Raw genomic sequence first — 12,510 nt, forward strand, 5'->3', positions numbered from 1 at the left:
CGTCCAGCACCTCTCATCCGCCGGCTCTCCCGGCCCTCCGCTAAGGCTCCGGGCGTTCGTTGTTGGAAAAGCCAAATCGTTGGCTTTTCCTGGCCTTCGGCCACCACTCCTCACCCCACAAGGGGAGAAGGCAGCAGAGCGCACCTCCGTGCCTACCTCACCGGCGCCAGCAAGGCGAAGTGGGCACCTTGCGGGTCCTGGCATTGCACGATCCACTGGCCGCCGGGCACCTGCATCGGTCCCATCAGCGTCTTGCCGCCATTGTCGGTGACGCGCTTGGTGGCAGCGTCGATGGCGGCGACGTTGAAGTAGAACTGCCAGGCCGGCGCAGGCATCTGCTCGGGCTTATTCATCATGCCGCCGATCATGCCTTCGCCGGCGTTGAACATCTGGTAGATGCCCATTTCACCCATGTCGAACTGCTCGTCCTTGCCCCAGCCGAACTCGGTCGAATAGAAGTCGAGGGCCTTTTGCCAGTCGGTGGTGAAGAGTTCGTGCCAGCCGACATGCCCCAACGTGTCCAGCGGCACCGCCGGCTGGTCGGGACCGTTTGGCCGCAGGAACATGAAAGCCGCGCCCTGCGGGTCGGCGACGACGGCAAAGCGCCCGACGCCGGGGATATCGTCAGGCGCCCTGAAGACGGCGCCGCCGGCCTTTGTCAACGACGCCACCGAGGCGTCGACATCGCCTGTGTTGATGTAGCCGATCCAGGCGGGTGGCATGCCCATCTTCCTGGCTTCGTCAGGCAGGTTCATCAGGCCGCCGACACCGCGGTCGCCGGCATGGACGACGATGTAGCGGGGCATGCCCGGCGTCTTGTCGAAGGGTTCGGCGCGCCAGCCGACGACTGAGGTGTAGAAGGCCTCAGCGGCGTCCAGGTCGGTCGTCATCAATTCGTACCAGAAGAAGGATTGCGGGGTATGCGGCATGATCCGGCTCCCTTGCATTTGCTGCCGTCTTTGGTCGGCGCATCGATCGCCGTGGTGCGGCAGGACCATCATAGGACGCCGACCCCGACGGAATTCCGACAGGATCGTGAAATTTACTGCGATGCAGCAACTATTGGGAACAAATCATGACAACAAAAGTCATGTTAATTTTAGGCGATTTCAATCACTTAGCTTGAAAATTGACCAATTGATAAAAAAATAGAAAGTGCTACGCTTCCTCAAAATCAATAAAAACTGGGGAACTGGAATGGCAGAAGGTCTTTTCAAGGAAGGCATAGTCGGCGGCCGCCTTGAGTCAGCTCAATACGCCGAGAATTTCTCCGACCTGCACCCGCCGCTCGACCATCACGAGGCGCTGGTCGAGTCCGATCGTTGCTATTTCTGCTACGACGCGCCGTGCATGCAGGCATGTCCGACATCGATCGACATTCCGATGTTCATCCGCCAGATTTCGACCGGCAATCCGATGGGGTCGGCCAAGACGATCTTCGACCAGAACATCCTCGGCGGCATGTGCGCCCGCGTCTGCCCGACCGAGACACTGTGCGAAGAGGTCTGCGTCCGCGAGGTCGCCGAAGGCAAGCCGGTGCAGATCGGCCGCCTGCAGCGCTACGCCACCGACGTGGCGATGGAGGAGGGCAAGCAGTTCTACAAGCGCGCCGCTGCGACCGGCAAGAAGATAGCCGTCGTCGGCGCCGGCCCCGCAGGTCTTGCCGCGGCCCACAGGCTCGCCCGCCATGGCCATGAGGTCACCATCCTCGAGGCCCGGCCCAAGGCCGGCGGCCTCAATGAATATGGCATCGCTGCCTACAAGAGCACCGACGACTTCGCCCAGGCGGAGGTCGATTACGTGACCGCCATCGGCGGCATCACGACCGAGAACGGCAAGGCGCTCGGGCGCGACTACCATCTCGCCGACCTCACCGCGTCTTACGACGCCGTGTTCCTCGGCCTCGGCCTCGCCGGCGTCAACGCGCTGCGCGCCGAAGGCGAGGACGCCGATGGCGTTGCCAATGCCGTCGACTTCATCTCGACCCTGCGCCAGGCAAGCGACCTTGCGAGCCTGCCGGTCGGACGCCGTGTCGTCGTTATCGGCGGCGGCATGACGGCGGTCGACGCCGCCGTGCAGTCCAAGCTGCTCGGCGCCGAGGAGGTGACGATCTGCTATCGCCGCGGCCAGGAGCACATGAACGCTTCGGTCTTCGAACAGGATCTGGCGGCGGCCAACGGCGTCGTCATCCGTCACTGGCTGCAGCCCAGGAAGGTGGTCTCCGAAGGCGGCAAGGTCGTCGCCATCGAGCTCGAATACACCGCCATGAAGGGCGACAAGCTGTCGGGCACCGGTGAGACGGTGCGGCTTGTGGCCGATCAGGTGTTCAAGGCCATCGGACAGAGCTTCGAGGCCTCGACGCTCAATGGCAGCGGGCCCTCGGTTGCCATGGAAGGCGGCCGCATCAAGGTCGACGGGGAGGGACGCACGTCGCTGGCCAAGGTCTGGGCCGGCGGCGACTGCATTTTCGGCGGCGACGACCTGACGGTTTCGGCGGTGGCGCAAGGCCGCGACGCGGCTGAATCCATCAACCGCGCCTTGATGAGCTAAGGGAGGCTGAGATGGCAGACATTCGCAATAATTTCGTCGGCATCAAGTCGCCCAACCCGTTCTGGCTGGCGTCTGCGCCGCCGACCGACAAGGCCTACAACGTCGTCCGCGCCTTCAAGGCAGGCTGGGGCGGCGTGGTGTGGAAGACGCTTGGCGAGGAAGGCCCGCCCGTCGTCAACGTCAACGGTCCGCGCTATGGCGCGATCTGGGGCGCCGACCGGCGCCTGCTCGGCCTCAACAACATCGAGCTGATCACCGACCGCGACCTTCAGACCAATCTGCGCGAGATCAAGCAGACCAAGATGGAGTGGCCCGACCGGGCCATCGTCGTGTCGCTGATGGTGCCTTGCGTCGAGGAGGCCTGGAAGGCGATCCTGCCCGTGGTCGAGGAGACCGGCGCCGACGGCATCGAGCTCAATTTCGGCTGCCCGCACGGCATGTCGGAACGCGGCATGGGTGCGGCCGTCGGTCAGGTGCCCGAATATATCGAGATGGTGGTGCGCTGGTGCAAGGCAAACACCCGCATGCCCGTCATCACCAAGCTCACGCCCAACATCACCGACGTGCGCAAGCCGGCGCGGGCAGCACTTGCCGGCGGCACCGACGCGGTGTCGCTGATCAACACCATCAACTCGATCACAGGCGTCGATCTCGACAGCTTTGCGCCGCAGCCGACCATCGACGGCAAGGGCTCGCATGGCGGCTATTGCGGCCCGGCGGTCAAGCCGATCGCCATGAACATGGTGGCCGAGATCGCGCGCGATCCTGAAACCGCCGGCCTGCCGATCTCCGGCATCGGCGGCATCACCACCTGGCGCGATGCGGCCGAATTCATGGCGCTGGGCGCCGGCAACGTTCAGGTCTGCACGGCGGCCATGACCTATGGCTTCAAGATTGTGCAGGAGATGATCGCCGGTCTCGAAAACTGGATGGACGAGAAGGGCCACAAGTCGCTCGACGACATCGTCGGCCGCGCCACGCCCAATGTCACCGACTGGCAGTATCTCAACCTCAACTATGTCGCCAAGGCGCATATCGACCAGGACGCCTGCATCAAGTGCGGCCGCTGCCACATCGCCTGCGAGGACACCTCGCACCAGGCGATCACCAGCATGCTCGACGGCGCCAGGCATTTCGAGGTGATCGAAGAAGAGTGCGTCGGCTGCAATCTGTGCGTCAATGTCTGCCCGGTCGAGGGCTGCATCACCATGGAGCCGCTGGCCGTTGGCGCCATGGACAAGCGCACCGGCAAGCCTGTGTCGCCCAACTACGCCAACTGGACGACCCATCCCAACAACCCGATGGCCAAGGTGGCCGCGGAATAGGGAGCGAGCCATGGGCGACAGGAGCGAGATCGTTGAACTCGCTCTTGCCTGGGCGGGTGCGATCGTCTCCAACGACGCTGTCGCCATTGGCGGCTTCATGGCCGACGATTGGATCATCGTCGGCCCCGACGGCGCGACCGCGAAGGCGGATTTTCTCGCGCAGGTGGCCTCCGGCGACCTCACTCACGACATGATGCGCAGCGTCGGCGAGCCCAGGGTGGCGATCCATGGCACGATGGCGGTCTGCACGGCGCGGGTGATCAACAGCGGCCACTTTCGCGGCCGGCGGTTCTCTGCCGACGAATGGACCACCGACGTCTTCGTCCGTCACGATATGGGCTGGACCTGCGTTCTCAGCCACGTGACGCCGGCGCAAGGTGCGCCCGATCCCGGCTGATCGTCTCGAGGGCCGATCCCGGCCAGCCCGACAATCGCGACAAAGGCGCACGCATGCCGATATCGTCCGGCTGTGAGGCGGGAGGGCCTGGAATGCGTCTGATGGGGGCGGGAATTCTGGTCGCGGCAGGTCTGCTGACCGGCGCGGCTCTGGCCGACGATCTCAAGTCACTGGACCTCGATACGCTCGACAAGGCCGAGGTCGAGGACTTTCTCGGCAAATGGGAAATCCGCGACGAGAGCGGCGACAAGCGCTGCGACGTCGTGCTCAAGCGCGACATGACCATCGGCGGCATGCAGATCGAGGTCGATCCGGCCTGCGCCAAGGTTTTCCCTGTCATGGACGACATCGCCGCCTGGCGCCTCAAGGAGGGCTGGGCGATCGATCTTGTCGATGCCGTCAGGCAGATGCGCCTGCGCTTCGAAGTGCCAGACGTTACCTATGTCGCCATGCAGGACATCGACGGCATCTTCACCATCGAACAGCTGCCGAAGGACTGAGCATCCGGTCGTTCTTTCAAGATTTTCACATGGGCCTATTGCGGATAAAATTTATCCACGATATGAATTATCCACGATTAAGGAGGTGGCGATGAAGCTTGGTGACGGCGTGGAGGCGGCGATCCATTGCGCGGCGATGCTGGCTGGCGTCGACGGCGACGGCACCCTGCCGGGCAATGCCATGGCGGAGGCTTTCGGCCTGTCGCCGAGCTACCTGCTCAAGCATCTCAAGGCGCTGACGGCGGCGAAGGTGCTGGAGTCGGTGCCGGGCCCCAATGGCGGCTACCGGCTGGCCCGGTCGGCCGACAGGATCACGCTGCTCGACATCGTGTTGGCGATCGAGGGCAGGGAACCGGCATTTCGCTGCGGCGAGATCAGGCAGAAGGGCAACTACGCACTCGAGCCTGCGGCCTATGTAAAACCCTGCGGCATCAATGTCGCCATGCTCAAGGCCGAGCGCGCCTATCGCACAGCACTCGGCGAGACGCGGCTCTCCGATATCGTCGCCGACTTCACCGCCAACACCGACCAGCGCATCGTCGCCGCCAGCTGCGCCTTCGTCGCGTCGAACCAGCGGCCGCAGAATACCCGACCCAAGACACAAGCAAGAGGATGATACCATGAAGCAGAGGCTCAATTTCTTCGCCGCCGCGCCTGAACTGATGAAGCAGGTGGTGGCGCTGAACACGGCAATCAACGAATGCGGGCTGGAGCACGGCCTGCTTCACCTGATCAAGCTCAGGGCGTCGCAGATCAACGGCTGCTCCTATTGCGTCGACATGCACAACCGCGAGGCCAAGCAGGATGGCGAGACCGAACAGCGCCTGTGGCTGGTCGCTGCCTGGAAGGAATCGCCGCTGTTCAGCGACCGCGAGCGCATGGCCTTTGCCTGGACCGAGACGGTGACCAACATCGCCGACGCCGGCGTGCCGGCCGAGCTTTATGCGGAAGCGCTCAAGCATTTCTCGGCCGAAGAGCTGGTCAAGCTCACGCTGGCGGTCGGCATGATCAACACCTGGAACCGGCTTTGCGTGGCTTTCCACGCCCTGCACCCCGTCGCGGCCGCCAAGGCCGCCTGACCTTAGCAATTCTCCCAACATCAGAGTCATTTTCAGCGGTCGCCGATGGCGGCCGCACAAGGAGCTGTCATGTTCGAAAGTGATATTTCGGCGCTGGCTGTCGTCGGCCGCCTCCTGCTCGGCGGCGCCTTCGTCTTTGCCGGCCTGCGCAACATCGCCAACTCAAGGCTTCTGTCGGGAATGATGACGGCGCGCGGTGTGCCGCAGGCTCGATTGGTGCTGTGGGCCGGCATCGTGCTGCAGATCGTTGCCGGACTGATGCTGGCGGCCGGCTTCCATGCGGTCTATGCGGCGGCGGCCCTGATCGTCTTCCTGATCGCCGGAACGCTGATGTTCAACAATTTCTGGGATCACCAGGGGGCGGATCGCGCCCAGCGAATCAACGGCGTGGTCAGCAATGTTGCGCTGGCGGGCAGTTTTCTCCTGGTGATCGCAGCGGGAAACTAAAAATCGAGGAGATGAGAAACTATAGCTCGGCGGGCTGGCAGCCTCGCTATGTTTCGAATACCAATCTCTTATGGTGGGACTGACCTTCAAGCATCTGAACCTTGACTGGAACGCGGACCCAAATGCTCCCTGCGTCGAGCTATCTGTCGAAGGCGACACGGTCCGAATAGAATTTTTGCTGAACCATTGGGCCTATGATGCCCGCGCCGGAGACATTGGCGTCCTGGCCTTTGGAAGCTGCAGTCGTTGGCGCTGGGACAGCACGAACGATCACGCATGGTTCGCGGGAGAGGGATTGTTCAGCGGGGCCGCGCCCGAATGGGGCGAATTCTATGAGGTGAGTGGCGATGCCAGGCCAGTCAGGGCCGGCGATTGGGAAACAATCTCGCCGGACGCGCCGAACTCGCGCCAGTTCCTGTTTTACTTTCGGGATGACACGCTCGAGATTGTGGCTGGCAACTGGGCATTCGAAAGATATGGCGGAACGCGGTCATCCAATTCCCCTCAACTCAGAATGCCAGGACCTCTCGGTCGAGCCTTGAATTGGTTCTCCCGAAGGTGACGGACGAAGCGACATCTCGAATCAACGGTGACGTCAGCAACGTGGCGCTGGTGGGCTTCCGCCGGTGATCGCAGCGGGTGGCTGGTGCGGTCGGCGGCGAAGATGTTGATTCAGCCTTGCCTGCCAAGTTGCTCTGATCAAAGAACTTTCTTCTGCTTCCGTGGACGGTGTTCGCACAGCGGTCGTGTCTTCAAACGAGATGAAATCAGCCTGTCCGGACACGAAAACGCCTGCATCGGGACGCCTCTGGTGTTTCAATGAATGCTGCGGCCTGTCCTGATCGGCGGGCCGCCAAGCCGACGGCGAAGATGAGATGCGCCATGACCCGAGCCCCCAAGAAAAGCGAAACGCTGGAAATCCGGATTCCTCATGAGACCAAGCAGGCTCTGATGGCCCGCAGCCGGGCCGAGGGGAAGCCGGCCAGCGAGGTCGTGCGCAGTTTCATCGACGCCTATCTGGCCGAAGCGGCATGTCCAACCCAGCCCGGATCGGGCCCGACAGCATGGGAAAGAAACATGACCAGACTTCGCCTCTACGCACGGCCCTCGATGGCCCTGTTTGCCACACTCGTCGCCGTCGGCGGCGTCGGCCTCGCCGTGTCGCCGGCAACCGCGCTGCCCGACCTGCAGGCTGCCTTCACGCAGCTGGACGCCGACGGCAATGGCGCGCTCAGCCCCGACGAGTTCGGCGGCAAGCTGATCAGCAAGTTTGCACGCGGCGCAACCGCCGCAGCCGAGCCGCCGGCCGAACCCAAGGCCGACAAGGCGGAGCCCGGCCTGATGTTCGTCATGCGCGTTGCCCCCGAAGCGGGCAGCAAGCCCGTGGCGCTGTCACTGCGCGTGCCGGCAGGCGGACCAAATCAGGATCGCGCCGGTGAATTCAAGCAGATGGACCTCGACGGCGACGGCCGGCTGAACTTCAGCGAGTTTGAGGCGCATCACCGGGCGCTGGTGGACAGGGCGTTTGCAGCCGTCGACGCCGACAAGGACGGCTTCCTATCGGCCCGGGAAGTCGGCGGCGACGGCGATCGTCCCGCCGTGATCGCTGCCTTCGACCGCGATGCCGACGGCAGGCTTTCGCGCGACGAGTTCATGGCGCCCAGGGAATAAGGGCGAGGGAACAGACTGTGCCGCGTGTCCAGGCGGATGCGCGGCGCTCCGCCTTTTCAGGACGACAGGTTTTCGAAGCGGCGAGGGCAGGGTCCGGCCGGCAGGTGGCTGCGCCTAGTCCGCCTTCGGGCGCAGGCCCTCGAGGAACAGCTGCTCGAGGAAGCGTGCCGCGTCCTCGAAGCGGCCGTCGCCGCCGCGGTTCGGGCCGAGCACGGCGCGGACCTGGACGTCGAAATCGGCGTAGTGCTGGGTCGTCGCCCAGATGGCGAAGATCAGGTGCCAGGGGTCGGTCCTGGCGATCTTGCCCGCCCGCATCCACCCCTTGATGACCTCGACCTTTTCGTCGACCAGTTCCTTCAGTTCGCCTTCGAGCATCGGCATGATGCGCGGCGCGCCCTGCAGGATCTCGTTAGCGAACAGCCGGCTTTCGCGCGGAAAGTCGCGCGCCATCTCGAGCTTGCGCCTGATGTAGCTCCTGAGCTCGGTCATCGGGTCGCCGATGTTGTCGAACTCCTTCAGCGGCGCCAGCCAGGTTTCCAGCAGCCGGTGCATCAGCGTTTCGTGGATGTCTTCCTTGCGGCGGAAATAATAGAGCAGATTGGGTTTCGACATGCCCGCCGCCTCGGCGATCTGGTCGATGGTCGAGCCGCGGAAGCCGTTGGCCGAGAACACCTCGAGTGCCGCTTCGAGAATGACTTCTCGCTTCTCCTGCTGGATGCGGGTGCGGCCGCGGGGTGTCGAGCCTTCCATGGTCACCACATTTCGTGTTGGGGGAGGAAAACCGGAGCGATCTGGACCAATCCGCTGGACCAGTTCTTGCCGACCTGTGGAGCGCGCCCCGGACGCTTCATTTCCGATAGTAATCCCTTGACCGCCGATGCGGCGGTGCTAACGTTTGTCCAATCGGTCAAAAAATTGCGTAGCACGAAAGCGCGCCAAAGACCAAGCGTTGGCCAAACCTAACAGGGGAAGAAAGGGAGCTTGGTCCATGTCCGACAGGCTGAAAGTCACGCCTAACGATCTCAGTGCATTCTGGATGCCGTTCACCTCGAACCGGCAGTTCAAGCAGGCGCCACGCATGATGGTCGCCGCCAAGGACATGCACTACACGTCCAGCGACGGACGCAAAATCCTCGACGGCACCGCAGGCCTGTGGTGCGTCAATGCCGGCCACTGCCGGCCCAAGATCACCGAAGCGATCCAGAAGCAGGCCGCAGAGCTCGACTATGCGCCGGCCTTCCAGATGGGACATCCGATCGTCTTCGAACTGGCCAACCGCCTCGTCGACATCGCGCCCGAAGGCATGGACCATGTGTTCTTCACCAATTCCGGTTCGGAATCGGTCGACACCGCGCTGAAGATGGCGATCGCCTACCAGCGCGTGAAGGGCGAGGGCGCGCGCACCCGCCTCATCGGCCGCGAGCGCGGCTATCACGGCGTCAATTTCGGCGGCATCTCGGTCGGCGGCATCGTCACCAACCGCAAGATGTTCGGCACGCTTCTGGGCGGCGTCGACCACATGCCGCATACCCACCTGCCGGCCAAGAACGCCTTCACCAAGGGCGAGCCGGAATATGGCGTCGAGCTGGCCGACGAGCTGGAGCGCATCGTCACCCTGCATGACGCCTCGACCATCGCTGCCGTCATCGTCGAGCCGGTCGCCGGATCCACCGGCGTGCTGATCCCGCCGAAGGGCTATCTGCAGCGCCTGCGCGACATCTGCACCAAGCACGGCATCCTGTTGATCTTCGACGAGGTCATCACTGGTTTCGGCCGTCTCGGCACGCCGTTTGCGGCCGACTATTTCGGCGTCGTCCCCGACATCATCACCACTGCCAAGGGCGTGTCGAACGGCGTGATCCCGATGGGCGCGGTGTTCGTGAAGAAGGAAATCCACGACGCCTTCATGACTGGCCCGGAGCATCTCATCGAGTTCTTCCACGGCTACACCTATTCGGGCAACCCGATCGCCTCGGCCGCGGCACTTGCGACCCTCGACACCTACAAGGAAGAGGGGCTTCTCACCCGCGGCGCCGAACTTGCACCCTACTGGGAAGAGGCGCTGCATTCGCTGAAGGGCGAGCCGCATGTCATCGACATCCGCAACATCGGCCTGATCGGGGCGATCGAGCTTCAGCCGATTGCCGGCGCTCCGACCAAGCGTGCCTTCTCGGCCTTTGTGAAGGCGTTCGAGCGCGGCGCGCTGATCCGCACCACCGGCGACATCATCGCGCTGTCGCCGCCGCTCATCATCACCAAGGGCCAGATCAACGAGCTGATCGATCATGTCCGCGAAGTGCTGAGGATGATCGACTGATTTTTGCCCGCGCGCCCCTGGTGGGCGCGCGGCGCATGGAGCCCGGACCCTGATGGCGCCGTCATCAGGGTCTTGCTCCGACAAGGACAGGAGTTCCGCTCCTTGCGGGCGGGGCTTCGGGCGAAAGCCTGACAACGGAAAGCCAGCGCCGGGAACCGCTGGGATTTCCGGGCAGAACAAGAGAATGAGAGGACGTCACCATGGCCGCCCCAGGCGAAAATCTGCGAATCAATTCAGACCGTTTGTGGGATTCGCTGATGGAAATGGCGAAGATCGGCCCCGGCATCGCCGGCGGCAACAATCGCCAGACGCTGACCGATGAAGACGGCGAGGGCCGTCATCTTTTCAAGAAGTGGTGCGACGAAGCCGGGCTCGACATGGGCGTCGACGAGATGGGCACCATGTTTGCCCGCCGCGAGGGCACCGATCCCGAGGCGTTGCCAGTCTATGTCGGCAGCCATCTCGACACGCAGCCGACGGGCGGCAAGTTCGATGGCGTGCTGGGCGTGCTCGGTGGCCTCGAAGTGATCCGCAGCCTCAACGACCTGGGCATCAAGACCAGGCATCCGATCGTGGTGACCAACTGGACCAACGAGGAAGGCACCCGCTTTGCGCCGGCCATGCTGGCGTCGGGCGTGTTTGCCGGCGTGCTCGGCCAGGACTGGGCCTATGAGCGCAAGGACGCGCATGGCAAGCTGTTCGGCGACGAGCTCGAACGCATCGGCTGGAAGGGCACCGAGAAGGTCGGCGCCCGCAAGATGAAAGCCTTCTTCGAGCTGCATATCGAGCAGGGGCCGATCCTCGAGGACGAGGACATCGAGATCGGTGTCGTCACCCACGGCCAGGGCCTGAAGTGGCTGCAGGTGACGCTGACGGGCCGCGAGAGCCACACCGGCTCGACGCCGATGCCCAAGCGCCGCAACGCCGGCCTCGGCATGGCCAGGGTGACCGAACTGGTGCACGAGATCGCCATGGACTACCAGCCCGATGCCGTCGGCGCTGTCGGCCACATGGAGGTCTATCCGAACTCGCGCAACATCATCGCCGGCCGTACCGTCTTCACTATCGACATCCGCTCGCCGGAGAAGGAGGTGCTGGACACGATGGATGCGCGCATCCGCGAGGGCATCGCCACCATCTGCGAGGCGCTGGATATCTCCTACGAGATCGAGCAGGTCGGCCATTTCGATCCGGTCGCCTTCGACAAGGATTGCGTCAAGGCCGTGCGTGATGCCGCCGAACGGCTCGGCTACAGCCACCGCGACATCGTCTCGGGCGCCGGCCACGACGCCTGCTGGATTAACCGCGTGGCGCCGACGGCAATGGTGTTTTGCCCGTGCGTCGAAGGTCTGAGCCACAACGAAGCCGAGGAGATCTATCCGGAATGGGCCGCCGCCGGCTGCGACGTGCTGTTCCACGCCGTGGTCGAGACGGCGGAGATCGTCGAGTGAATTTTTTCGACCGACATTGCCGCGCCGGCAGCCTTTTCCCTTGTTGGGGAAGGGCTTTCTGCGCTTTGCCTGCGCGGAGTGGCTGTCCTTACATGATCTGAACCATGCCGAAGCGCTCACAAGAAGCGCGGCAGAAATTGGGGAACTGAAATGAGCAAAGTCATCAGAAACGGCACCATCGTCACGGCCGACCGGACGTGGAAGGCCGACGTGCTGATCCAGCATGGCAAGATCGTCGCCATCGGCGAGAATCTGCACGCCGACCACGAGTTCGACGCTACCGGCTGCTACATCATGCCCGGTGGCATCGACCCGCATACCCATCTCGAAATGCCGTTCATGGGCACCTACTCGGCCGACGACTTCGAGAGCGGCACGCGTGCGGCGCTGTCAGGCGGCACCACGATGGTGGTCGATTTCTGCCTGCCGTCGCCGGGGCAGTCGCTGCTCGAAGCGCTGCAGATGTGGGACAACAAGACCTCCAAGGCCTGTTCCGACTACTCTTTCCACATGGCGATCACCTGGTGGGGCGAACAGGTGTTCAACGAGATGGCCCAGGTCGTCGACAAGGGCATCACCTCGTTCAAGCACTTCATGGCCTACAAGGGCGCCCTGATGGTCGACGACGACGAGATGTACTCGTCGTTCAAGCGCTGGGGGGGGGGGGGGGGGGGGGGGGGGGGGGGGGGGGGGGGTGGGGGCGGGGGGGGGGGGGGGGGGGGGGGGGGGGGGGGGGGGGGGGGGGGGGGGGGGGGGGGGGGGGGGGGGGGGGG

General features: G+C 63.8%; 13 protein-coding genes. 11 read left to right on the forward strand and 2 right to left on the reverse strand.

Annotated features, from left to right (window positions below; all coding sequences use genetic code 11):
- Positions 1–152 precede the first annotated feature (152 nt).
- A complete protein-coding gene (locus NDO48_RS27030) occupies positions 153–929 on the reverse strand; it encodes a VOC family protein (RefSeq protein WP_267322747.1) in 777 nt (258 codons plus the stop codon).
- Between the two features lie 268 nt (positions 930–1,197).
- Here NDO48_RS27030 and NDO48_RS27035 point away from each other — a divergent pair, with 268 nt between their 5' ends.
- From NDO48_RS27035 to NDO48_RS27070, 8 genes are all read left to right on the forward strand, one after another.
- Positions 1,198–2,550 (forward strand): NAD(P)-dependent oxidoreductase, encoded by a 1,353-nt coding sequence (locus tag NDO48_RS27035; RefSeq protein WP_267322748.1) that lies wholly within the window; start codon positions 1,198–1,200, stop codon positions 2,548–2,550.
- Between the two features lie 11 nt (positions 2,551–2,561).
- Positions 2,562–3,875 (forward strand): NAD-dependent dihydropyrimidine dehydrogenase subunit PreA, encoded by a 1,314-nt coding sequence (gene preA, locus NDO48_RS27040; RefSeq protein WP_018428657.1) that lies wholly within the window; start codon positions 2,562–2,564, stop codon positions 3,873–3,875.
- 10 nt (positions 3,876–3,885) lie between these two features.
- Complete coding sequence (locus tag NDO48_RS27045; protein ID WP_018428656.1) at positions 3,886–4,272, forward strand: nuclear transport factor 2 family protein; 387 nt, start codon at positions 3,886–3,888, stop codon at positions 4,270–4,272.
- A 92-nt stretch (positions 4,273–4,364) separates the two neighbouring features.
- Complete coding sequence (locus tag NDO48_RS27050) at positions 4,365–4,772, forward strand: AprI/Inh family metalloprotease inhibitor (RefSeq protein WP_018428655.1); 408 nt, start codon at positions 4,365–4,367, stop codon at positions 4,770–4,772.
- Between the two features lie 91 nt (positions 4,773–4,863).
- Positions 4,864–5,388 (forward strand): RrF2 family transcriptional regulator, encoded by a 525-nt coding sequence (locus tag NDO48_RS27055; RefSeq protein ID WP_018428654.1) that lies wholly within the window; start codon positions 4,864–4,866, stop codon positions 5,386–5,388.
- A gap of 4 nt (positions 5,389–5,392) precedes the next feature.
- Complete coding sequence (locus NDO48_RS27060; RefSeq protein ID WP_018428653.1) at positions 5,393–5,851, forward strand: carboxymuconolactone decarboxylase family protein; 459 nt, start codon at positions 5,393–5,395, stop codon at positions 5,849–5,851.
- Positions 5,852–5,920: 69 nt separating this feature from the next.
- Entirely contained in the window at positions 5,921–6,298 is a 378-nt protein-coding gene (locus NDO48_RS27065) for a DoxX family protein (RefSeq protein ID WP_267322749.1), read from the forward strand.
- 1,077 nt (positions 6,299–7,375) lie between these two features.
- Positions 7,376–7,969 carry an EF-hand domain-containing protein gene (locus NDO48_RS27070; protein ID WP_267322750.1) on the forward strand — a complete coding sequence of 198 codons (594 nt, stop codon included), beginning with the start codon at positions 7,376–7,378 and terminating at the stop codon, positions 7,967–7,969.
- 114 nt (positions 7,970–8,083) lie between these two features.
- Here the strand turns inward: NDO48_RS27070 and NDO48_RS27075 are convergent, their stop codons facing one another.
- The gene (locus tag NDO48_RS27075; RefSeq protein ID WP_267322753.1) at positions 8,084–8,719 is read right to left on the reverse strand and encodes a TetR family transcriptional regulator C-terminal domain-containing protein; all 636 of its coding nucleotides are present in this window, start codon (positions 8,717–8,719) and stop codon (positions 8,084–8,086) included.
- Between the two features lie 238 nt (positions 8,720–8,957).
- On the opposite strand from NDO48_RS27075, the gene NDO48_RS27080 reads away from it, so the two are divergent.
- From NDO48_RS27080 to NDO48_RS27090, 3 genes are all read left to right on the forward strand, one after another.
- Positions 8,958–10,286, forward strand: coding sequence for an aspartate aminotransferase family protein (locus tag NDO48_RS27080; RefSeq protein ID WP_026227330.1), 1,329 nt, complete (start codon positions 8,958–8,960; stop codon positions 10,284–10,286).
- Positions 10,287–10,486: 200 nt separating this feature from the next.
- Positions 10,487–11,737, forward strand: coding sequence for a Zn-dependent hydrolase (locus NDO48_RS27085; protein ID WP_267322751.1), 1,251 nt, complete (start codon positions 10,487–10,489; stop codon positions 11,735–11,737).
- 150 nt (positions 11,738–11,887) lie between these two features.
- On the forward strand, positions 11,888–12,510 hold a 623-nt coding region (locus NDO48_RS27090; protein WP_267322752.1), incomplete at its 3' end, for an amidohydrolase family protein.

The organism is Aminobacter sp. MET-1 (genome assembly GCF_026521175.1).
Taxonomy (GTDB): domain Bacteria; phylum Pseudomonadota; class Alphaproteobacteria; order Rhizobiales; family Rhizobiaceae; genus Aminobacter.